Raw genomic sequence first — 23,565 nt, 5'->3', positions numbered from 1 at the left:
GTTTGTCCTCTAGCTTGCAAAAGCACTTCGTCAGATACACAACTTCGATTGCGGATAGGCTCAATTCTGTTCAGCAACCGCCTCAGGACGTGTGGCTCAGCGGTGAGATTATTCTTAGCGATTTATCGCTTAGAATAAGGCCTGATTTTGAGACAAGCCGCGGTCTTTGCGGATTGGCTCAAAACAGTGCCCACCGCGTTCCAGCCACGACAAACGTCCTGAGGCGGTTGCGTCCCCACCAGACCCACCCACACCCGCAAATCAAAAAAGACCCGTTTTCCCAACCATGCGCCATGCATAGCGGGAAATCGGATCCACTCTATTTTTCTGATGTGGTTCTTGTCAACAATGGCTGCGAATCAAGAACGACTCTGCCGCTGACGATTGGTCAAGATCCGCCAAGATGCGCGCCACGATTGCCAGAGATTGCTGTCGGAGTAGACTAGCACGTTGGCCCGGTAGAAGATCAGCGAGACGTAGTAAAGCAGCACCAGCACTACGACGGAGATCAGCAGGGACAGCCAACCGGCGCTAAGGCTCATCGCCTCAGCGGAGACGCGCGCGGGCGCCAAGATTGGCGAAAGCAGTGGCACAAAGGCCGTCACCTTGATCAGGGTGTTGTTGACGCCATTGCCGGCCATGATGCCCAAGACATAAGCGAGGACCGCCACCATTGACAGCGGGGTAATCGCCTGTTGCGCCTGCTCAACCGAGGAGACCAAAGACCCTAGCATCGCCGCCAAAACCGTGTAGGTCATAATGCCGACGATCAGAAATAGCCCAGTCAGCACCAGTTGACCCGCTGCTAAACCTGGTAATTTGAAATTGCTCAGCATGCTTTTGACCGCGGGAAATTCTTGGAAGAGGAAGTGGGTCACTAGCGGCTTGCCCACCAAGCCCAAAACCACATAAACCCCGAGCTGAGTCATGATCAGCGCCAGGATCGCCACGATTTTGCCGATGAATTGCGTGTTGACGTTGATGCTGGATAGAACGATCTCCATGATTCGCGTTCCCTTTTCCGCCGCGACCTCACTGGCGATCATTCCCGCGTACATCATAATGAACATCATCATCAACACCGAGACCGCCGTCGCCACAATCGTATTGACCACCTGCTGGTTATTATCGCGTTTTTCGACCTTGCCTTGATCATTGAAGGCGACCGTGGTCTGCGTGGTCTTAATCGGCGCTAGTAGCGTCTGCAAGGCGGCCCCGCTGAGTTGCAAGCGCTCGGCCTGATACTGCAAGCTCACTTGATTGAATTGGGCGTCCAGGGTGGAAAATGGCAGTCCTTGCCCACTGGCGCGACTAACGTAGCTAACTTTCATCTGATTGTTCTGACTGGTCAAAACCGCGTAGCCATCCAATTTCGAGCGACTCAACGCCCGTTTGGCCTGCGCTTCTGTAGTGATTTTAGTCGCCCGCTGATAGGAGTCGTTTTTCTTAGGCAAACTGGCCACCAGCGGCGCTAACTCAGCTTGCGGCGTGACCAAGGCCACACTCACTGGTTGCTGCGTTTTGACAATGCCGATCGTGATCACCCCGCCGATCAGTAGAAAGACCAGTGGCGCTAAGACCATCCAAATATAAGTGCCACTTTTCAAATTCTTCAAATAAACTTGGCGAAAAACAATTCGGAATTTACTCATGGTCCGCACCCGCTTTCAACTTGAAAATCTCCTCTAACGTTGGCGGTTGTTGGCTAAACTCCGGCAAATAACCCTGCGCCGTCACCAACTTGAACACCTCGCGACCCACCGCTTCATCCGCCAACGTCAACTCCAAATCATGACGCCGCGGCGTGATCCGCACCACGCCAGGGATCGCCGCTAACTGTTCTTGCGGCAGCGTTGTTTCCACATAAACCTTGATGCGCCCGAATTGCTGGCGCACCTGATCCACGGTCCCATTCAAAACCATTTCGCCTTGACGCAGCATCACCAACTGATCGCTGACCTGTTCCACGTTGGTCATATTATGATCCGAATAAATGATTGCCGCACCCTCGCGCTTCATGTCCAGCATACCTTCCCGCAACAAACTAACATTAACTGGATCCAAGCCACTAAACGGTTCATCCAAAATAATCAACTTTGGGTGATGGATCAACGTTGCGATCAACTGCACCTTTTGCGCGTTACCCTTGGATAAATCACGAATCTTATCCGTTGGCTTGGCCTTGACCGCAAACCGCTCCAACCAACGCGGCACTTCCGCCCGAATCGTCGCCCGCTTCATGCCCCGCAGTTCGGCAAAGTAAGTGATTTGATCCATCACCGTCATTTTCGGAAACAGCCCGCGCTCCTCAGGCAAATAGCCCAACTGATTATACTGCGCCTGAGTGAACGGCTGCCCTTGCCAGCGAATCTGGCCCTGATCAGGCTCAATAAAGTTCAGAATCATCCGAAAAGTCGTCGTTTTACCAGCGCCGTTTTGCCCAATCAAACCTAAAATTTCTCCCGGATTCAGCGTGAAATCAACATGATCCACCGCTGTCATCGTACCAAATTTCTTTACCAGGTCATGCACCATTAACATGGGCACCAACCCCTCTCCCTTGAATGGCAAAAGCGTACCTGATTTATCCGCATATTACAAGCCCTACGCATTAAAATAACGCTTGATTTAAATTCAAACGCCCTGAAATCAACGTTTAATAACGCTGCTGATAGCGCAGGCTCAACCGTGTTCCAAATAGCAAGATTCCGAAATCGATCACAAGCAAATATCTTTCCGGCCCCGGTATCAGAAAAACCAACAGCGCAAACAAAATCAGCCCGCCCATAATATATCCCAAGGCACAGAACTCAAACAGACGCTGGGGCAAGCGCAAGTTGACTTTTATTAAAACAAACAGGGCCAAGGTCACCACCGCAAAGATTCCCACCGCAAGTTCTAACATGACATTTATCCCCCATCAGTTCAGTCTTTGTTTAAAAGCTTAGCGGGCAAGCCACTGGGTTTCAAGGGGCGGACGGGCGGATGAGCGTCTTTATTCGGGAAGATTCGCGGAGAAAAAGTGATTGAGCGCGGATTTGACGGGTATGGTTTGAATGGCTTTTAAAACGGACGATTCCTATGTTTGATTCCTCGCTTGATTGCGGGTGGGGTGGGTCGGCTCCTATTCATGCTTTTTCGCTTGATTGCAGGTGTGGCGGGTTTGGGTGTGGACGCAACCGCCTCAGGACGTTTGTCGTGGCTGGAAACGTGCTCACCGACCCAGCTCCCTGCGCTTAGCTACGCAACTATTCCGGAGGCAAAGATCAGCCTCCAAAATAGTTGCTAGGCTAATGCTCAGGAGCTACCCGGGTCGGCTCGCACTCTGTTTCGAACGCGGTGGGCATCGTTTGAAGCCAATTCCAAAAACGGGAATTGTCTTCAAATCGAGCCTTATTCTAAGCGATAAATCGCTAAGAATAATCTCACCGCTGAGCCACACGTCCTGAGGCGGTTGCTGGGCAGCTGTGTGCATATCTGCAGTCGAAGTGGGGTATCTGACGAAGTGCTTTTGCAAGCTGGAGGTCAAAACAATTACCCTCTTTTGAGGTGGTACAGCAATACCAACGGATTTGGATCAGGAGGTCGGGCTATTTTGCGTAGGCTGGACAGCTCTGTTTGTTTTCGTCACAGTTCATAGGTGGAAAGCCGGCCGATTTAGTTGATCCGCCAAAATTCTGCCCGAGTTCATCAGATAAATTGTACTGGTATCACCAATTTAAAGCTGGTAACCACTAGCCATGGTTGTCAACTGCGTAGCTCCCTATCAATTAACCATAGCTTACCAATTGGCGTAAGTGCTCAAACGGCTGCAATAACGTTGAGCGGCTGGAGCGGAGCGTGTGGTGTTGAAACGTGCTCCACACAACTGACTTTTCCGCTTAACTACGCTAGGCTTCCGGAGGCAAAGACCAGCCTCCAAAATCCTAGCTAGGTTAATGCTCAAAGTCAACCCGTTGTGTTCCGCACTCTGGTGTTGGTGGTCCGTTCGTTTGTTGGCGGAAGGTCGGGCTGGGGGTGAGTCAGCCGCGATATTATTGTTGGCGATTTATCGCCTACAATAAGGCCGAGTTTTGAGCTTTTCGGTGGGTTTCCGAAAAGCTCAAAATCGTGCCCGCCGCGTTCCACCACCCCCAGCCCGACCTGGAGCCCACTACACCTGCCCACCACCAACGCCACGCGCAGCGCAAGCTGCGAGCTTCATACTTTCAGCCAAAAATAAGTCATCCAACCCAACAGCCAACGCGGCGGGCGCGTGGCTTGTTTTTGGTGAGGCAGTTTCCTATACTGAAGAAGACATTGAAAGTAAGCGATGAAAGCGAGTACTCCCATGACAGCGCAACTTAATTATTCCTTAGCGGATCTGTTCCAGCAATTACAGCAATATCATCAAGCTGGGCAGGCGGTGGATCTAACGATCAGCGCTGGTCCCAAGCGATTTATGCTGCTGGACGATGAACTGTGGGTCGACGACGCCACCATGAATCAGGCCAAGCAACAACTCCAAGCATTAGCGTCAATGCCAATTACATTGAGTTTCACGGTTGACCATCCAACTTGGGACCACCATTTCGTAACCGTGACCTTGGTCAGTCAGCCCCAACAACCGTTAAATTTCACGCTTCAAAGTCAGGCGTTTTTTGATCGTGACCAACTTACCGGTCGTTTTTCTGAGCAACATCCCAACCTTTTGACCTTAGTTGACCTATTAAGTAAAACTGATCTAGATTAGTAGGAGATTGCTTCTCGGTCATTGTACGGAAAACGTCTCAGTCCTAGGTCTGATTTACCTTTCCTTAAGGCTAACGTCAAACTTTCTTCACATTTTGCGGTTATATTGTACTCATAGCTTCGAAGGACTTACCCCTCCTTTGAAGCTAGCCCATAATAGTAACCCAACTTTTTCATTTCATTCTTACTCCTCCAAAGACAAGAATGAGCGTAGAGTTTCTCCTCTACAAACCCCATAGATAAGAAAACACACCAGTTGCCCGCTGGTGTGTTTTTGTGTGCTGATACTTTGATTTCTTTCAGAAAAGTGGCCAAGAAATTCCAGATAATTTTCTGAAAAGAATTGGCCTAGGAAAAGTCAGGCCAAGCAAACTGGACGCGCCAATTAGCTTTGGTCGGCTTGCGCCTTGATCATGGTTGGTTGACCGGCGATCACAACTTCTAAAGGCGCACCGCTAAGCAGTTCTACCGTTGTTTTGTCCTTGGTTAGCTGGACTTGTAACTGGCGACCAGCAATCTTCAAACGGAACATCAGCCCGGACCACTTCTGCGGCAAATGATTATTGATGTGGAGCAGGCCGTCTTGCAGCGACACTCCGGCAAATCCATAAATCACACTTAGCCAGCTGCCACCTAGATTGGCCATATGCAGGCCATCTTTGGTATTGCCCTGCAAGTCGGTCAGATCCAGCAAGGCTGAGTCCAAGAAATATTGGTAAGCCGCGTCATCATAACCTAACTGCGCCGCTAAAACGGCGAAGACACTACGGGACAGCGAGGAGTCATGGGTGGTGACTTTTTCATAATAGGCGTAATCGCGAGCCTGTTGCGCCGGTGACTTCTCGCCAGGAAAAAGCAAGTTGGTCAGCAACATGTCCGGTTGCTTATTGACCTGGTAGCGATAGATCGTGAGCGGGTGATAATGCAGCAGCAAGGGGAAATTGGCGGCCGGCGTACTTGCCAGCGGCCACAGCGGCTTGTTCAAGAAGGTGTCATCTTGAGGCGTCAATTGCCGTTGCTGATCAAAGCCCAGATAAATCCCCGCCGCGATCTCCCGCAAGGCCGTCAAATCGGCCGCCGTCACTGGCAGTTGAGCACAGGCTTGAAATTGAGGATAATATTTGAGGAACAATTCCAGATTATGTTTCGCCAAGCGGTTGGTGTAATAATTGTTGTCCACCAGCGCCGTGTATTCATCAGGCCCGGTCACATCATGGAACATGAAGCACCGTTGTCCGTCGCGCTCACCCCAAGCCCCGAAGTTTTGCCAAAAGCGGGCCGTCTCCCAAAGGATCGGTAAGCCGTACTTCGCCATGAAGGGATCATCTAAAGTGGTTTCATAATAAAGTCCCACCGCATAAGCGATGTCCGCGTCCAAATGATATTGCGCCGTCCCCGCCGGGAAAAAAGCGCTGGCCTCTTGCCCGTTGATCGACCGCCAAGGAAACAGCGCCCCTGCCGCCACGCCCAACTCCCACGCCCGTTGCCGTGCTTGAGGCAGTTGTTGATAGCGGAATTTCAGCAAGGCCCGGGCGATTTTCGGCTGGGTGTAGGTGAAGAAGGGCAGCATGTACATTTCCGTATCCCAGAAGAAATGGCCCTCGTAACCTGGCCCGGAAACACCTTTCGCGGCAATACTGTAGGCGCCGGTCCGATTTGCCGACTGACACAGTTGATACAAATTGAAATGAAGGCCGCGATCCAATTGCGCATCGCCGCTGATCTTGACTTCGCCCGCTGCCCAGAAATCACGCCAATACGTCGCCGTTCGTTGGCGCAAAGCTGTGACCGTCGCCGCCGTCGCAGGTTGTAAATCTCGGCGGGGATCAAAATCAAGCTGGGCCAAATAAGTCAGCTCAAGCTGTGCGCCAGGTACTAACTGCACCACCCGGCGCAAATCAGTCCCGATCCCCGCCATTTGCACCTGCGCCGTTAACTGACTGGTTTGCGTCGTGACGGTCTGGGTGAGCGTCTGCGCGGTCGACGCCAAGGTCGCGCTGGTCAGTTGGCTCCCCCGGTCAACCACCCGCGGATCGTCAGGATCCACGGTGGCAGCCGCTGTTGCGGCCAAGGCCAACCCTGGTTTGGTCAACGTCAGCGCACCTTGATAAGTCAACGATTTCACCTGATAGTCCAATAAATAAGCGGACAGATCAGCATCCGCCTCGCCAATTAGCGAGCGCACCGTTAACGTTAACGCCGCCGGTTCAGCCGCCGCGAAGCTCACGCCATAAACCGCCGTCAAAATCCCAGTGGCCATATCTAACGCCACTGCCTGCGCGCCTAAACTGACCGCCGGACGCCCCGCCTGATCTGCAAGTTGCAATTGCCGCAATGACGGTAACGCAATGATCGTTTGGTGATTTTTGGCATAGCCGTAAGCCGTCTCGCCATAAGTGATCGGCGCCTGCTCGTAGAACCCATTGATGATCGTTCCCGCGCTAGCCACCAACGGATCCGTCGCCTGCACGCCAAAGCTCCCATTCCCCTGGGAGAAAATCGTCGCCACATTGGCCGCCGACTGATTCTTCAGATCCTGCAATTTCAATACAAATGGATTTGCCACGTACTCGCCCTCCCAAAAAACTCCTCATCATACTTACGCGCGGATTCGAATAAAACCGCGCGGATTTGTCTGTTGCTGTGCTTACCAACCGTCGCTATTGTTGCTCTTTCAGAATAGCATTTGCGACCACGACTGACAATTATTGGCACCGCTTGCACCGATCGGCCTAAGTCCCCAGACCAGAAAAATCTTGGAATATCAGCAGATCATTGGTATTTATATTGATTCGCCAGCAGAAAATAACCTAGCCAACCAAATTTAACCGGTCAAGCTAGGTTATTACTACCAAGCAGGGCGCCCCCGCTTGCTACCCGTTGGCCTCCCGCCGCTTGATCACCAAGGGTTGGTCAGTGGGCACGGGATAATTTTGCTCGTTGGCGCAGATGGAAACGTTGGCTGTCGCGGTGATGTTGAGCACCGTGACTTGGTTGGCGTCTTCAACGAAATGCAGCTTTTGGCCATGCCACCAGAGGTAGAAATCCAGCCGTTGCCAGGCGGCCGGTAAATTTGGCGCGACCCGCAACTTGCCGTTAAGGTAACGCACGCCACCGAAGCCGAAGATCGTCATCAACCAGATACCGGCGAGCGAAGCGGCATGAACGCCGGCATCACTGCTTTTCATATTGGGGCCTAGATCGATATCGCGCGCTTGTTGGTAATACCAGTAGGCTTTATCGTCCAACCCCAGATCGGCGGCGAAATTCGTGTAGGTGCACCGGGACAGTGAAGAATCATGGGTGGTGCGCGGCTCATAATAATCCCAATTCTTCTGTTTGACCGACTTGGCGAATTTGTCCTCGAACATATACAGCAACAAGATCACATCGGCCTGCTTGGTCACCTGCAACTCATTGATCTGGTCCAAACTGAAATGATCAAATAATTCGTCTACTGTGCCCAAAGTCAAATATTGACTCAGGTCGATCTTTTGCTTGCTTAAATAAGCGTCATCTTGCGGAATGATCTCGTCTTGATTGGGCTCCGGCACGTATAGCAAAGGCAATTTGGTCCCCAAGTCCTCATGTAACTTATGCAAATTCATTTGCTGATCCAAGCGGGCGTACAACGCCGGATCCGTTTGCGGCAATTTTTTGACCAACTCCAAGGCCAAGGACATATTCCAGTGCGCCATGTAATTGGTGAAGGCATTGTTGTTGGCGTGCTCCTTGTACTCGTCAGGCCCGATCACATCGCGGATCTCATAGCGCTGCTTAGCCCCCTGCCAATCCAGCCGACTAGCCCAAAACCGCCCTGTATCTAGGATGATCTCCGTCCCCATCTCCTGGGCGAATTTTTGATCTTGAGTCGCTTGGATATACTCATTCACGCCAAAAGCCACGTCTGCAGTAATGTGTTGCTCAATGAAACCGGACCAGATCTTCGTCGCCTTGCCCGTGACAATGTCGGTGGCGCCCCAAACCGACGCGGTTTCACCCTCCGTGATCCAGGCAGACTCCCAAGGATACTGGGCCCCCGCGTAACCACCCGCCGCCGCTTTTTGCCGGGCGCCGGGCAAAGTCAAGTACCGGTAAGTGACCAAGCTACGGGCCACATCCGGCGCCGTGAAAATAAAATAGGGCAACATAAATAGATCGGTGTCCCAAAAGGTATGACCCTTATACCCTTCGCCAGACAAGCCTTTCGCGCCGATATTCATTCGCGGGTCGTGAGCCGGGGTCATGATCTGCAAGTGATAGCGCGCAAAATTCAGCGCTAACTGATCCCGGAAATCCGTGGAGGTGATCACCAGCGGCATGGGCCCCCAAACCTGGTCCTGCAAGCCTGGGCTGACGCGTGAACAAGTTGGTCATAGGTTTGGTCCCGTAACGTCTTGGCCTGATCTAGCCCCCGCTGCTGCAAACTTTGGCGATCATGATAAACGCAATCATTGTCCCGCGACGTGTAAATCGTCGAAATGTTTTCGAAATTCAAGGTCTGCTTCACCGCCAATGTCAAATGGTAGGTGGTGACCAGTTTCCGCCGCAGCATCGCCGTTTTGGCAGCGATCATCTGCGAGTCTTCGCCGTCGAAGCGATGGCTGGAAGTAATCACGAAATTGATCTGCGAGGTGTTGGTCTGGGTCAGCAATTGCAAGGTGTGTTCTGGATAAAGCCGCTTGATATCGTCATTGAAATGCTGCGTCCCCCGATTGGTCACCTGCCCATCGATCCCCACGGTCATTTTCAGTTGCGCCGCCGCTGTTAAGGGCGTGATCTGAACTTTTTCGCCCAAAAGATGCCGATTTGCCAAAGACACGAAGCGGGAAAAGCGGAACTGATAAGCCGCGTCGCCGATCGTCCACACGAATTCCCGGGTCAACTCGCCGGTCTTCAAGTTCAGCGTCCGCAAATAGGCGGTGACAGTCCCGCTGGTCAGGTCCAGCAACTGGCCATTCAGGCGGATCTTCAATTGGAAAATATCGGCCAGATTGGGCAACTCGCTGGCCTCGCTACCGAACTTATCAAAGCTACCGGCAATAAACGTGTCGCGCTGCTCCCCCAAATAAGATTCTTCCGTGGCCGCCCTGGTCCCCAAGTAGCCATTACCCAGCGCAAAAATCGATTCATATTTATTTAAATTACGGGGGTCAAAACAAGCCTCTGACAGTCGCCAAGGATCATCGGGATAATATTTGATCGTGCTATGCATTGTGCTCGCCTCGTTTGTTGGAAACGTGGTCACCGACCTAACTTCCTCCGCTTAACTACGCAGGGCTTCCGGAAGCTAAACCACTTCCAAAATCCCTGCTAGGTTAATGCTCAGAAGTTGCCCGGGTCGGTTCACACTCTGGTTTTGAAACGTGGTCGTCGACGTCAACCGCGTTATAACGCTACGCCCAGCTGTAACGCCGGTCCCTGCTCTTTTGCTCCATCATACGGCGCCAATCAACCGACTGCCAAACAAAGCGATTCTAAAACCAGACAAGTTTTTTTACCACGCGCCAGCCGCTGGCCACCAAAAGTTAGCTCATGATCAGCTGCGCCAGCCTTTGAACGCATAACAAAAGAGACTTGCTCTTAAAATCAGCAAGTCTCGCAAAGAAACAGCGTGTGAACTAGCCTGGGTAGCTGCAAGGCATTAAGTACTAGCCTCGGCTGGCACACGCGTTTCAAGATTTTTTTAATTATCCATTCTAACGTTCATGGTCGCAGTCGGTTGACCACCAATGATCACCCTGCTGTCACCGCGCCTACTTGACCAACAAATACGCCTTGGCTTCGTACGGACGTAACGTCTGTCCTTGATCGTCTGGGTAGTTCTTGATCAAGCAAACATTCGCTTCATTCTTCAAATCAGGCAAGTCAACCTGGACCGTGTCAGCGCTAAAGTTCGTGACAACCAACAGGGACTGCTTGCTATCGTGACGGTGATAAGCCCAGATGCGCTCATCATCAGGCAACAATAATTGATAGTTCCCATAAACGATCACCGGGAACTGGTGGCGCAACCCATTGATCCGTTGGTAGAAATAGTAGATCGAGTTGGGGTCGGCTAACGCCTTCGCCGCGTTGATTTCGGTATAGTTGGAATTGACCGCGATCCAAGGATCGACACCTTCGTCCGTAAAACCAGCATTCAGCGAGCCATCCCATTGCATTGGTGTCCGCGCGTTATCCCGTGACATTTTATGCGCGGCCGCGATGAACTCCTGATTGGTCAATTCATGCCGTTGCTCAACCAAATCGCGATAAGCGTTGACCGCTTCAATATCCCGATAATCCGAGATCGAATTAAAATCATAATCGTTGGTCATGCCCAGTTCTTCGCCTTGATAAATATACGGCGTTCCTTGGAGGAAGTGCAGCGCGATCGCTAACATCTTCGCGGATAACACCCGATATTCTGGCGTGGAATCATCGCCGAAGCGGGAAACCACCCGCGGCTGGTCGTGGTTATTCCAATAAAGTGAATTCCAAGCCTTATTGTTCAACTCCATCTGCCACTTACTCATGATCCGTTTCAATTCAGGCAAACTGAACTTCCGCGGCTTCCACTTACCAAACTTCGAATCCTGATCCACACCCATGTGCTCGAATTGAAAAACCATTTCCAATTCGTGCCGATCAAAGCCAGCGTAATTGATCGCGTCATAAGGCTTCACATCAGGTGTTTCGCCAACAGTAATAATGTCATATTTTGACAAAACTTTCTTATTCATTTCCAGCAAATAATCGTGGACATAAGGACCATTGGCCACTGGCGGCAAATAGCCGGTGCTGTCTGGCAAGAAGCTATCCGGTTTCGAAATCAAATTGATCACGTCCATCCGGAAGCCGTCGATCCCCTTATTCAACCACCACGCCATCATCGTGAAAATCGATTGGCGCACATCCGGATTCTTCCAATTCAAATCCGGTTGCTTCTTGGAGAACAAATGCAAATAATACTGACCACTAGCCTCGTCAAATTGCCAAGCCGACCCGCTGAATGACGATTGCCAATCATTGGGCTCATGACCATCAACGGGATCATGCCAAATATAATAGTCACGATACTTATTGTCGCGGCCTTTTTTGCTTTCAACGAACCAGCGATGCTCATCAGAAGTATGATTGACCACCAAGTCCATCATGATCTTCAAGCCGCGGTGGTGTGCCTTTTTCAACAATTCTTCAAAGTCAGCCATCGTGCCGAAATCCTGCATGATTGCTTGATAATCCGCAATATCATAACCATTATCGTCGTTGGGAGATTTGTAAATTGGGTTGAGCCAAATCACGTCGACCCCAAGCGTCTTGATGTAATCTAAATGTTGAATGATGCCTTGCAAGTCACCAATGCCATCGCGGTTCGTATCCTGAAAACTGCGGGGATAAACTTGATAAACGACAGCTTCTTGCCACCAATGCTTTTGCATACAAAAACCTCCATGTCGAATTCTTAACTGTTCATTATCTTAAGATTAGTTGAATTGGTACGGCTTTGCAAGCCAAAACTGCCCCTTTCAACAAGAAATTCACGGACAAGATTTCTAACCGCCATCACGAGACGCTGGTACCGCGCGATCCAGCACAACGCCGTTATAACGCCAAGTTCAAGTGAATCCCCTGACGTTTTGGTGATCAACCTGTTAAACTAGACAGGGACCACAAACAGAAAGGACGCTAAAATATGGAGACACTCACTTTTGACCAAACCGACCAAGGCTTACAAAATCGCCAAACCGAAACCTGGACCTTCAAACGCGGGATCGGCTACGCGCCAGTTCAAGCGCTGGTTTCCGCCGCCGCCGTGTGCGAAAGCTATGTTTATCAAGAAATCCTCACCAACTCCAAGATTCCTTATACTTTTCAGAAGACCACCGTCAGCTATGACCGCAATCCTGATGGTAACGTCAACCCAGTGCAGGCAATGACCATCACCTTCTACGTCACAATCCCAGAAGCCAAGCAAGGCCTCGCCCAGCGTGCGCTTCGCCTCGTTGCCGCCAACTGCCCCGTGACCCAATCCTTGGATCCCCAGATCAAAATCACCGAACAGCTGGTCCTCGTCTGAAACCTGAGAATCAGTCCGTATTCACAACCCAACTCAAAAACCCTACTAACCAGCCTGATGCAAAACGTCAGAAATAGTTAGTAGGGTTTTTTATTTGACTGCTGGCGGTCAGATATTTTCAGCAACAGCCGGAATCCGATTGCCTGCCTACAACTGCAACCCAGCCATTGCCGTGTGCGCTGGGTTCGTTATGCTGAGTTCGTTGCGGCTAGAGATCTTGATCGAAAATCTGTATAGACTCCCCGTCAAAGCGACTGATCCGATCGGCCGCGTCATCCTTCAACGTTAGCACGGCCACGTGTACCTGGCTGCCATGAAATCGCTGATAATCCCGATCGTTTAGAATCAGCAACTGCTTGGTAAACATAGATGATTGGCCCAACACCACGTAGCCCTGCGTCGCGGCCCGATAGACCACACCGCTTTGGTCCACAACTTTATTGGCCCCACTATTCTTGGAATACACTACTGGTAAATCTTGCGGCACCTGGGTCAACGCCCGAAAACGATAATCGTCTTTGCCCTTCTGCGTAACCTGTTTCAGACCTTTCCGCGCGACTAATTGCTGTGCTTGCCGCTTAGAAAGAACCAATGTGTCGGTGGATTTCTGATACTTACTGGTCAAAATCAACTGCGTCTCAATCTCCGCCTTCTGTTCGGCCAAAGTCGTGGTCAACCGTGTCGCCTGTGGATCAACGATCACCAGGCCGTGAACCGGACGATGGCCGAAATGGTCGTACAAGAAGTAGCCGCCAACGATTGCCGCCGTCAGCGTCACAATCAGGGTCAAGATCTTTTTCATAATGGAAACCTCCGCTTAAACTTGATTATCTCCATTTAATCTGAAAAAGCTGTGACCAGCCATGGCTTGGCCTAACAGCAAACGAACAATTCTGTTAGAAAGCGCTGAGACCGCATTTAGCAGCCCCCAACACCAACACTAGCAGACGGTCGCGGTGAGCTTGCCACCCGTTGTGACTGATAGCAAGTTCATCTGCTGCTATAACGCCGTTACATGCGGGCCTTCCTGCTGGAACGCGCCCAGTGAATATTGCTGCCAAAGGTCAGTCAGCGACTTAAAGCGACCAAATTCAACTCACGTCTAAAAGCACGAAACGGATTTAAACGTATAAGTATACCGAGAAGAACATCAGAATCGAGCCCAAGAGGACGAATAAATGCCAGATCACGTGAATGAACTTGATTCCCCGCATGCTGTAAAGCAACGCGCCGAAGGTATAAGCGATCCCGCCGCCAATCAAGAGCCATAATCCCTTCATCCCAATTGCCGCCGCCAAAGGTTTGGCCGAAATGATCACCAGCCACCCCATCACAACATAAAGCAGCGTTTCAAAAATCGGATGTTTGCCCACCACAAATATTTTGTACAGAATTCCTAGCAGCGCCAGACCCCAGATACCGCCAAACATCGCCCAACCTTGCCAGCCACCAATGGCCACCAAAGTATAGGGTGTGTACGTGCCGGCGATCAGGATAAAGATCGAACTATGGTCAAAAATCTGGAAAACGTGCCGGGCCCGCGTGAAAATCAGACTGTGGTAAAGCGTTGAGCACAGGTACAACACCACCAAGGAAACCCCGTAGATCGTGAACGTTACGATCCGCATCGTATCCTGCGTGCCGCTCGCCTTGAGCACCAAGAGGACCAGCGCCGTGATTGCCAGCCCCACCCCAATGCCATGGGTGATTGCCGAAAAAACCTCGTTGAGAATCTGGTAACGCTTAGTAGGATGTTGCGGTGCGACAAATAATTTTTTTGCTGTTGTCATATCAGCTAACCTCATTTCTAAAACCCGATGTCATGTTTATCGTTATCTTCACCCCATTATAGCACAACATCTGGTTTTTAAAACCAGATGACAGAAAAAGAGTCAAATCGTTTAAGCGACGATTCGACTCTTCGATCTGGCTCATTCAATCTGACTCATTCAATCTAACACTTCACTCTGACGTTTCAAATTAGCTAATTCAAAAGAACTGATTCATGATTCTTAGTTGTCCCAAGGACTGGTCACCTTACTTGCCGACCGTTGCGTATTTATAATTCCATTGCGTGCCTGCGGTGTTATGAATGATACCCTTGACCGTTGATTTCTGCAAATAGGAATAAACACTTTGGTATAACGGTGTAACGCCTTGCTCTTTCATCAGCATTTGACTAGCCGCAACCAAATCGGACCAGCGCTTCTCGGCGTTGCCAGCGTCAGCGTTGGAGGCTTGGGCGATCAACGCGTCATATTGCGCGTTACTGTATTTACCATAGTTATAAGGCGTGCCGGTTTCCGGAATCTGCAAGAATGAAATCGGATCATTAAAGTCTGCGCCCCACCCAGTCAAGGCAATATCAAAGTTGCCCGCTTGCCGTTCACTCGACGCTACACTGGAAGGCACGGCCCGAATCTTGATCGTCATACCTGTCAGTTCTTTTTCCAACTGACCCTTTAAATATTGGATGACAATGTTCGTTGACGGGTCGTCACCGTTATCATTGCCCGCCAATAATGTTAAGGTGATCTTCTTGACTCCAGTAGCTTTCTGAGCCGCAGCCCAATGTTTTTTCGCCGCGCTCAAGTCATAGGTCATGGTACCTTTGGTCTTCTGATCCTGGGAGAAATCAACGCCATCACTGGGGCTCTTTGCCAGATCAGTGGAGACAAAACCGGTTGGGACTAAGGAGCCGTTCCCCAAGACCTTCTTAGTCAACTGCTTCCGATTGATCGCCAAGGAAATCGCCAAGCGTGCGTCCCGATTATTCAAGATCTTTTTCTTGTCAGCGTCGGGGCTAGCGTAGTTATAACTTAAGTAACTGACATAGGAATATGGATATTGGGTATATTCTGGATCATTCTCATAGGTCGGAACTTGTTCGTTGGACAGTTTACTTAAGTCTAGTTTCTCGCTTTGGTATAAGTCCAAACTGGTCTGCGCGTTCGTCACAACGGCGTAAGTGATCTTATCCAGCTTGACCTTGTCCGCGTCCCAATACTGATTGTTGCGCACGAACTGCCAGCTATTGTTGGTCCCCTTCCAGCCAGTCATTTTGAAGGGGCCGCTATAAACCATGTACTTAGAATTCGTCCCGTATTTCTTGCCATACTTCTTGACGATTTTCTCGCTTTGCGGTCCAAACAACGGATAGGCCATCAAGACCTTGAAATAAGGAATGGCCTTCTCCAATTGAACAACCACCGTCTGATCATTTGGCGCGGAGATGCCTAAGGTCTGCGGCTCCTGCTTGCCTTCGTTAATGGCATTGGCGTTCTTGATGCCATCAAACAGATAAGCGTATTGGGATTTCGTCGCTGGGGTAACTGTGCGCCGCCATGAATAGACAAAGTCCTGGGCGGTAATTGGATCGCCGTTACTCCATTTCGCCTGACGTAAAGTGAAAGTATATTGTAACCCATCAGCGCTGACCTTAACCGACTTAGCCAAGCCAGGCGCCACTTTTCCATTCTCACCTAAGCGATAGAAGCTTTCGAAAATATTCCCCGTTTGGCCATAACCACTGGAAGCCGAGATATCAATAGTATTCATCTGCGCCGCGACCGGCAACCGCAAGACTTGACCCGCATTCTGCTTGGTTGTGGTCGTTGCTTGCTTTTGCCCACAAGCCGCCAGCAACAAAAGCCCGCCTAGAACCACTACACTACCAACTGTTTTAATAAATTTTCGCCCGTTCATCTTTACACCTCATTATTTATTACTAGCATCAGACTAGCACCTACCTAAATCCTTCTCAGTTACATCCACACATCCGATTCACCGATTGGCAATACGGTGATGACCCACCCACCGCCAGAAAATCGCATAAAAAAACTGCGCACAAATCAATTCTGTGCACAGTTACGCCTAACCAAAATTTTAAAGTTCAGCAACATCGCTGAACTGAATTCTGACGGTCCCAACTATGCAGAGAGTTTGTGCCACAACAGCATTGGCAACATCCACTTAATTTATTGGTAAACTTTGACATTGTTAGGACCTCCCGTTTCTTAATTGACTTCATGATACTTGTTAATAGTAAGCCTGTCAACCATTAACCATTCGAGCGAGGATTATTTCCCGGGAAATAATTTGATTTCCCATTTCCGTCAATATTTTCCGGACAGGCGACAATTTTGTGTCAGCTGACTTGGTACTACTGATCTTCCTCAGAAACAACGATTCTTGTCCGCATCATGACAGGGGACTGATTGTGTCGCACCCGGGCAAACGGAAGACCGGTAACTTTCAATCTTCGCCAGGTTGCCCAGATTATTTCCCGGGAAATAATCTGCTGTGACCAGTGAATCGGACGTAGCGAACGGCGGCCAGTAACTACACGGCAACTACAAAGTGACCACGTGTGGACCGGCACTGGCTGCACCGGCCTCCAACAGGGCCATCACCGTCAGCAATTCTTGATCACTGACTAGCTTCGGCGCGCCAGTGATGATTGACGCCATCATTGCATCGTAAACCCGACCGTAGTCACCAGTTGGAGTCGGCAGCGACTTATCGATCCAATCACCATTACTATTTTGATAATGAAGTCGGCCATAGGCGCTGGGATCATCTTGGCCGAATCCAGCCGTGCCTGGCATGATCTGCGCCTTCAAATCATTTTCTTGTTGATCAATGCCATACTTCAAGAAGCTACCTTGGGTGCCATGCAGGAGAAACTTAGGGTATGGGGTCGCCACCAAATTGCTGGACTTGACTTTGGCCTTAAAGCCTTCATAAAACAGGTCGACTTCATAATAGTCATCCAGATCACCTTGATTTTGTTGCGGTCGAATGTCGAAATACGCCTGCTTTGGGGTGCCGAACAACGCCACCATTTGGTCCAAAGTATGCACGCCAAGGCCATAGAATTGGCCATTGATCATGGCGCCGTTGACTTGCGTTGCTTGCAGACGATAGTGATCCATATGGGACTCAACCTCTAACGGACGTCCCAAATAGCCGACCTGCAAAACGCGCTGCAGCACCAAGAAGTCGCCGTCGAAACGACGATTTTGGAAAGGCATCGCGACTAACCCTTTGCGCCGGGCCAAGGCCAGAAGTTCAGCCGCCTCGGCCTTTGTTTGACAAAATGGTTTCTCTACCAGGACGTTTTTGCCGTGATCCAGCGCTTCTTTAGCCAACTGATAATGAGTGGCGGCAGGCGTGGTCAGTGTGATCAACTGGATTTCCGGATCGGTCAACACTTGTTGGAAGTCCTTGGTCAACGTCACCCCTTGCTCGCGCCAAGCTTGTTGCGCCTCGGGATAGTGACGAAAGCCGTGATCATAGATTGTTTTGACCTTGATTTCAGGACGGAGCGCTAAATATGGCAAGTGATACCGATTCGCGCTCTTTCCGAAACCAGCTATTGCCATCGTTAACTTCATTTCAATCACCTCAGGATTTATTGTTGGTCCGTTATTGCTACCTTCATTGTACGTTTTCTCCGCCCATAAAAACAGTGACAGCCATCAATCGTTTGGCAAGCCCGCAAACAATAGCGCGGATCCGCTTTCACAAAAAATCAAAAGGTCGCTTGCAATTTTGCTGGAGTGCCTTAGAATTAAGAGAGAAAGATTATTTGGAGGAATTGTGATGACGTTTTCAGCACAAACGCGACAAGACAATTTGGATAGACTTGCCAACGAGACGTTTGACCTTGTCATCATTGGCGGCGGAATCACCGGCGCTGGCGTCGCCTTGCAGGCCGCAGCCTCGGGGTTAAAGACGGCCTTGCTGGAGATGCAGGATTTCGCCGAGGGCACCTCATCCCGCTCGACCAAGATGGTCCACGGCGGCATTCGTTATCTCAAGAACTTCGATGTTGGCGTGGTCGCAGACACGGTCCAGGAACGGGCCAAGGTCCAGCAGATCGCGCCCCACATTCCGCAACCGATCCGGATGTTACTACCTATATATAACGAACCCGACGCCACCTACGATATGTTCGCGGTTAAAGTCGCTATGAAACTATACGATCAGTTGGCCATGATTCACGATCCCCGTCTGACCAGCTTCACCTTGACCCGGGACGAAGTGATTACCCAAGTGCCTGAGTTGAATCCCGAGAACCTGTTAGGCGCAGGTTCCTATCTCGACTTTACTAATAATGACGCGCGGCTGGTCATCGAGAACATCAAGAAAGCCGCGGCTTTTGGCGGGGTAATGGTCAGCCGCACCAAAGTCACCAATTTTCTTCACGATGAGCAGGGACATGTGTGTGGGGTGACAGCTGATGATTTGCTTAGTGACAATAGTTTCGCTGTTCATAGCCGCCTGGTGCTCAACGCGGCGGGCCCATGGGTCGACCAAATCGATCAGCTGGACGAGCAAGTTCCCTATTTGAAACAATTGCGGCCGACCAAGGGAATCCACGTTGTTGTGGACTGGCACCGCCTACCTGTACCACAACCGCTCTACTTCGATAGCCGCCATCATGATGAGCGGATGATTTTCGTGATTCCTCGTGACGGGAAGACTTACTTTGGCACCACCGACACCGACTATCGCGGCGACTTGCGCCATCCCCAGATCACCCAAGCTGACTTGGATTATCTGTTAACGATCGTCAATCAACGCTTCCCCGAAGCCAAAATCACCCTGGCGGACATCGAAGCAAGCTGGGCAGGGATTCGTCCGCTGATCGCCTCCAATGGGAGTTCCGATTATAACGGCGGCGGTGGTAGCCACATTACCGACCAAAGCGTTGATGAAGTGATTGGCAGCGTTAATAACTACAATCAAGGTCGCGCCACTCGCGACGACATTGCCGACGCGGTGATGGCCAGTGAGCAGACCCTTTCGGAGAAAATTCTGAAGCCTTCGCAGATTTCTCGCGGCAGTTCCCTACACATGGCGGACGACGGACTGATCATTCTTTCCGGGGGCAAAATCACTGACTATCGCCGCATGGCCGCGGGCGCGCTGGAAATGATCCTTCGAGAAATGAAGACGCGGTTCCATCAACAATTTCAACCGATCGACTCAACCAAGTTACGGGTCTCCGGTGGTGACATTAATCCAAGCAACGTTCAAACCGAGCTCCAACTTATCAGCGATCAAGGTGAAGCTCTGGGTCTAGCCGCTAAGGACGCCCGTAAAATCGCCCACCTGTTCGGCTCTAACGCCCTGCAGATCTTCACGATGATCCACACCACCCAACCTGCCGCCGGTCTGAGTCTGGCTGAAACCTTGATGCTGAACTATTGCCTTCGCGAAGAAATGGTCTTGACTCCGGTGGACTACCTATTGCGCCGGACCAACCACATCCTGTTCGAGGCGGATTCATTGGCCCCGCTGAAACAGCCCCTGATCGACGAAATTGCGCGCCAACTCAATTGGAATCCTCATCAAACTCAACGCATGACCCAACAACTCGATCAAGTCCTTCGCGAAAGCAACCTGACCTACCTTAAGGCCGGCCAAAGCCACGCCACCCTAAGCTAAGCCGATCATCGCAACTAACCCACCACGGAAAAGCGAAGCCAACAGTGAGATGATGTCATCATTTAAACGAAGCCATCACTAACGCGTAACCATCACTAAAACGTCCCCCTTTGCGGACCGCCAGAAACGCGGTTCGACCAAAGAGGGACGTTTTTGCTGATCCCACTGCTTTTCGTCGGCCTGACGGTCACTTTTTCCAAAAATAATTCAATTTTTTTATTAGCGAAAAATGAGCCTTCGCGCTCGGATCTCATTATTTATCTGTCAATAAAGCCGCTATTAATTGCCAACTATGGTCTCGGACTCTCCCACTCATTTCAGCCGTTATCTCATTTATATCTCATGCAAGGCCGTTAAAAAGGCGTTATAGTAAGCCTATTAGTTCTCATTTTATCAAGGGGGTTCATCATGGCCGATGAAAAAAATTCCAAACAACTGTTTTGGTACAACATTGCACTACTTGGGTTCGTCAGCGTTTGGGGCCTAGGCAACGTCGTTAACAACTTCGCCCAGCAAGGCTTGGTCGTTGTCGTCTCCTGGGTCTTGATCATGGCGTTTTACTTCGTCCCTTACACCTTAATGGTCGGACAAATGGGCGCAACATTCAAAGATGCCGAGGGCGGCGTTTCTAGCTGGATCAAAGAAGTTTCCACACGGCGGCTGGCTTACTTTGCCGCCTGGACATACTGGGTCGTTCACATTCCTTACTTGGCCCAGAAGCCACAGGCAATCATGATTGCCGGGAGCTGGTTATTCCAAAGTAATGGTAACTTTGTCAAAACCATGCCGTCAATCGTGGTCCAATCACTCTGTCTCGTGCTATTCTTGCTGTTCCTGTACTTGGCTTCCCGTGGGATCACCACGTTGAACCGCATCGGTACGATTGCTGGGATGTCAATGTTTATCATGTCGATTCTGTTCATCATTTTGGGCCTGGCCGCACCGGCGATGACCGGGTCCGGGATCGCGACTCAGAATATGAATCATTTGAGCAGCTATATTCCTAAATTCAACTTCAAATATTTCACAACGATTTCCATGCTGGTTTTCGCGGTGGGTGGCTCTGAGAAGATCTCGCCCTATGTGAATGCCACCAAGAATCCCGCCAAGAACTTCCCCAAGGGGATGATCGTTTTGGCAATTATGGTGGCCGTCTCTGCCATCATGGGTTCCTTCGCCATGGGAATGATTTTCGACGCCAACAACCTGCCTGACGATTTAATGGCCAATGGCGCTTACCTAGCCTTTCAGCGCTTAGGTCATTATTTCCACGTGGGCAATTTGCTGCTCTGGATCTACGCCATCGCTAACGCCATGGCCTCGATCGCCGCATTGGCTGTTTCCATTGACGCGCCGCTGCGGATCTTGCTTGATGATGCGGATCCCGACTATATTCCGGCTGGTTTGCGGAAACGTAACAAGAAGGGCACGCCCGTCAACGGCTACCGCCTTACCGGCTTGCTGGTCAGCCTGATCATCATTATCCCGGCCCTGGGGATTGGCGGGACCAACAGTCTCTACAATTGGTTGCTGAACTTAAACTCCGTTGTCATGCCGTTACGTTACCTTTGGGTGTTCCTGGCCTTCATGCTACTCAACCGCCACTTGGATAAATTCCATTCAGACTATATGTTTGTCAAGAATAGCAAGGTCGGGTTCGGCTTCGGTCTCTGGTGCTTCCTCTTCACCGCCTTCGCCTGCATCCTTGGCATGGTGCCAAAAATCGAATACACCAGCAATCCAGGCGCTTGGTGGTTCCAATTGATTCTTAACGTGTTGATGCCGGTAATTTTGATTGGGATTGGCTTCATCTTACCTGCCATTGCCCGCCGTCATTCTACGAAAGAGCTCCAATAAATTCACCCGTTCTATCTTCTACCTGGATCAAAAAAGCCGCTGAATCAGCGGCTTTTTTAGTACGATAAATTTCAATCTGATGCTAAAGCGCTTGACTCAGAAACAAGCTGGTGTCAGCAAGCGCGCGCATTCAATTCGGTCAACGCTTGATCACGCATCGACACTTAGAAAGCACCGACGAGATCGCGTTTAGAACTTGCTAATGACCTCCGCGTTCAGTTGACAAATAATTTTCTCAGCTAATTGCAGAGCATCCGCATAATCCTGATAGGCGATGAAGCAATACGGTGTGTGGGCATAGCGGACCGGCACACTGATCACGATGGTAGGTGCCCCATTATAGCGATTGATGATGGCGCCGTCTTGACCGCCGCCAGTTCTAACTGAACGTTGCGTGTGAATTCCATTTTCCTTGGCAATATCCAAAGCATACCGTTGGAAATGAGGATTGGTGACAATGGTTGAATCAAAGTCGCGCAACATTGGCCCCCGACCCAGGCCTGCTTGGATCAAATAATCCGGCATAACGGTATCATCTGCTGGCGCGCCTTCAAAAACAATCGCCAAATCCGGTTTGATTTTCCGGACAACGACTTCAGCGCCACGGTCGCCAACTTCCTCCTGTGACGAAAGGCCGGCAATCAAATCGATATCCAAACTTGTTTGCGCTAGATCCTTCAGCGTCGATGCCAATAACGCCGTGCCAATACGATTATCGAACGCTTTACCTAAGAAAAGTCCAGTGTGTTCATTATATTCGCAGGTGACATCTGGCACGACCGGCGCGCCAATCTCAATTTGATAGTCTTCGCTGATTTCTTGGGCCGTCGTGGCACCAACATCAATTTTCAGTTCATCCATCTTTGGAAGACGGGTTCGCTCTTCAGGCGTCATAAAATGTGGCGGGGTGCTGCTGATAATGCCGGAGATCCATTCGCCATTACGGTTACGAACTTTCACCTTTTGGGCCGGAATGGTTACCAGCGCCCAGCCACCAACCTGGACAAACATCAATTGGCCGTTAGGTTTGATTGCCCGCACCATAAAGCCAACTTCATCAGAGTGAGCGTCTAACTCAACAACTGGTCGTTGCCCGTTATTATGGTGATGTTCAACGAAAACGTTGCGCATATGGTCTTCGGTGATTTTCCCTGTGCCAGCGACCTCTTCACGGAAAAGGCGGGTCACATCATCCTCAAAGGCAGAAATGCCATAGACATTGGATAGCTTTTGAATCAATTCAACTGCGTTTTTCTTTTCCATTCTTTTCATCCTCTCAAATGTTTCATGTGGAACAACCAGTTCAATGAGGCTGTTTTCGAATACCTTACTATTATATGCTAAATCTAATGACTTGTCTTTGGCAAATCCTTTTTACTTCAAGACAGAAATGTTTCACGTGAAACATTTATAAGCTAACAAACATTGATTTGTCGGCTTTGGTTTTGAAGTGGCACCGA

The 23,565-nt window shown here is 50.3% G+C and carries 17 protein-coding genes; 5 read left to right on the top strand and 12 right to left on the bottom strand.

Annotated features, from left to right (window positions below; genetic code table 11):
* Positions 1–2 precede the first annotated feature (2 nt).
* A complete protein-coding gene (locus ACYVSB_RS05550; protein WP_461218713.1) occupies positions 3–446 on the top strand; it encodes a hypothetical protein in 444 nt (147 codons plus the stop codon).
* On the opposite strand, the gene ACYVSB_RS05545 is transcribed toward ACYVSB_RS05550, so the two are convergent.
* The 3 genes from ACYVSB_RS05545 to ACYVSB_RS05535 form a co-directional block, all read right to left on the bottom strand.
* On the bottom strand, positions 360–1,652 hold the full coding sequence (locus ACYVSB_RS05545) for an ABC transporter permease (RefSeq protein WP_461218712.1): 1,293 nt from the start codon (positions 1,650–1,652) through the stop codon (positions 360–362). The two genes, ACYVSB_RS05550 and ACYVSB_RS05545, sit on opposite strands and share 87 nt — an antisense overlap.
* Positions 1,645–2,541, bottom strand: a complete 897-nt coding sequence (locus tag ACYVSB_RS05540) for an ABC transporter ATP-binding protein (protein WP_461218711.1) — start codon at positions 2,539–2,541, stop codon at positions 1,645–1,647. The genes ACYVSB_RS05545 and ACYVSB_RS05540 overlap by 8 nt, the downstream gene beginning before the upstream one ends.
* A 115-nt stretch (positions 2,542–2,656) precedes the next feature.
* Positions 2,657–2,905 (bottom strand): hypothetical protein, encoded by a 249-nt coding sequence (locus tag ACYVSB_RS05535; RefSeq protein WP_461218710.1) that lies wholly within the window; start codon positions 2,903–2,905, stop codon positions 2,657–2,659.
* Positions 2,906–4,330: 1,425 nt separating this feature from the next.
* Here ACYVSB_RS05535 and ACYVSB_RS05530 point away from each other — a divergent pair.
* Positions 4,331–4,732 (top strand): hypothetical protein, encoded by a 402-nt coding sequence (locus ACYVSB_RS05530; RefSeq protein WP_461218709.1) that lies wholly within the window; start codon positions 4,331–4,333, stop codon positions 4,730–4,732.
* Positions 4,733–5,116: 384 nt separating this feature from the next.
* Here the strand turns inward: ACYVSB_RS05530 and ACYVSB_RS05525 are convergent, their stop codons facing one another.
* The 4 genes from ACYVSB_RS05525 to ACYVSB_RS05510 form a co-directional block, all read right to left on the bottom strand.
* Positions 5,117–7,297, bottom strand: coding sequence for a glycoside hydrolase family 65 protein (locus ACYVSB_RS05525; protein WP_461218708.1), 2,181 nt, complete (start codon positions 7,295–7,297; stop codon positions 5,117–5,119).
* Between the two features lie 307 nt (positions 7,298–7,604).
* On the bottom strand, positions 7,605–9,053 hold the full coding sequence (locus tag ACYVSB_RS05520) for a glycosyl hydrolase family 65 protein (protein ID WP_461218707.1): 1,449 nt from the start codon (positions 9,051–9,053) through the stop codon (positions 7,605–7,607).
* The gene (locus ACYVSB_RS05515; RefSeq protein WP_461218706.1) at positions 9,041–9,979 is read right to left on the bottom strand and encodes a hypothetical protein; all 939 of its coding nucleotides are present in this window, start codon (positions 9,977–9,979) and stop codon (positions 9,041–9,043) included. The genes ACYVSB_RS05520 and ACYVSB_RS05515 overlap by 13 nt, the downstream gene beginning before the upstream one ends.
* 508 nt (positions 9,980–10,487) lie before the next feature.
* Positions 10,488–12,155, bottom strand: coding sequence for a glycoside hydrolase family 13 protein (locus ACYVSB_RS05510; RefSeq protein WP_461218705.1), 1,668 nt, complete (start codon positions 12,153–12,155; stop codon positions 10,488–10,490).
* Positions 12,156–12,409: 254 nt separating this feature from the next.
* Between ACYVSB_RS05510 and ACYVSB_RS05505 the strand changes: the two genes are divergently transcribed.
* On the top strand, positions 12,410–12,793 hold the full coding sequence (locus tag ACYVSB_RS05505) for an OsmC family protein (protein WP_461218704.1): 384 nt from the start codon (positions 12,410–12,412) through the stop codon (positions 12,791–12,793).
* 208 nt (positions 12,794–13,001) lie between these two features.
* Here ACYVSB_RS05505 and ACYVSB_RS05500 read toward each other — a convergent pair whose 3' ends face one another.
* The 4 genes from ACYVSB_RS05500 to ACYVSB_RS05485 all read right to left on the bottom strand — a co-directional run bounded on the left by ACYVSB_RS05500 (position 13,002) and on the right by ACYVSB_RS05485 (position 18,189).
* On the bottom strand, positions 13,002–13,595 hold the full coding sequence (locus tag ACYVSB_RS05500; RefSeq protein ID WP_461218703.1) for a lipoprotein BA_5634 family protein: 594 nt from the start codon (positions 13,593–13,595) through the stop codon (positions 13,002–13,004).
* A 319-nt stretch (positions 13,596–13,914) separates the two neighbouring features.
* Complete coding sequence (trhA, locus tag ACYVSB_RS05495; RefSeq protein ID WP_125599563.1) at positions 13,915–14,583, bottom strand: PAQR family membrane homeostasis protein TrhA; 669 nt, start codon at positions 14,581–14,583, stop codon at positions 13,915–13,917.
* A gap of 247 nt (positions 14,584–14,830) precedes the next feature.
* Positions 14,831–16,498, bottom strand: a complete 1,668-nt coding sequence (locus ACYVSB_RS05490) for a peptide ABC transporter substrate-binding protein (RefSeq protein ID WP_125599560.1) — start codon at positions 16,496–16,498, stop codon at positions 14,831–14,833.
* Positions 16,499–17,145: 647 nt separating this feature from the next.
* Positions 17,146–18,189, bottom strand: a complete 1,044-nt coding sequence (locus ACYVSB_RS05485) for an oxidoreductase (protein ID WP_461218702.1) — start codon at positions 18,187–18,189, stop codon at positions 17,146–17,148.
* A 208-nt stretch (positions 18,190–18,397) separates the two neighbouring features.
* Between ACYVSB_RS05485 and glpO the strand changes: the two genes are divergently transcribed.
* Together glpO and ACYVSB_RS05475 are read left to right on the top strand one after the other, a co-directional pair.
* A complete protein-coding gene (glpO, locus tag ACYVSB_RS05480; protein ID WP_461218701.1) occupies positions 18,398–20,248 on the top strand; it encodes a type 1 glycerol-3-phosphate oxidase in 1,851 nt (616 codons plus the stop codon).
* A gap of 408 nt (positions 20,249–20,656) precedes the next feature.
* On the top strand, positions 20,657–22,105 hold the full coding sequence (locus ACYVSB_RS05475; RefSeq protein WP_461218700.1) for an APC family permease: 1,449 nt from the start codon (positions 20,657–20,659) through the stop codon (positions 22,103–22,105).
* Positions 22,106–22,294: 189 nt separating this feature from the next.
* Here ACYVSB_RS05475 and ACYVSB_RS05470 read toward each other — a convergent pair whose 3' ends face one another.
* Positions 22,295–23,368, bottom strand: coding sequence for a M42 family metallopeptidase (locus ACYVSB_RS05470; RefSeq protein WP_461218699.1), 1,074 nt, complete (start codon positions 23,366–23,368; stop codon positions 22,295–22,297).
* Positions 23,369–23,565 lie beyond the last annotated feature (197 nt).

It is taken from the genome of Lapidilactobacillus salsurivasis (assembly GCF_054785215.1).
The sequence above is the reverse complement of the archived record's forward strand: the minus strand, read 5'-3'. Positions and strand labels throughout refer to the sequence as shown.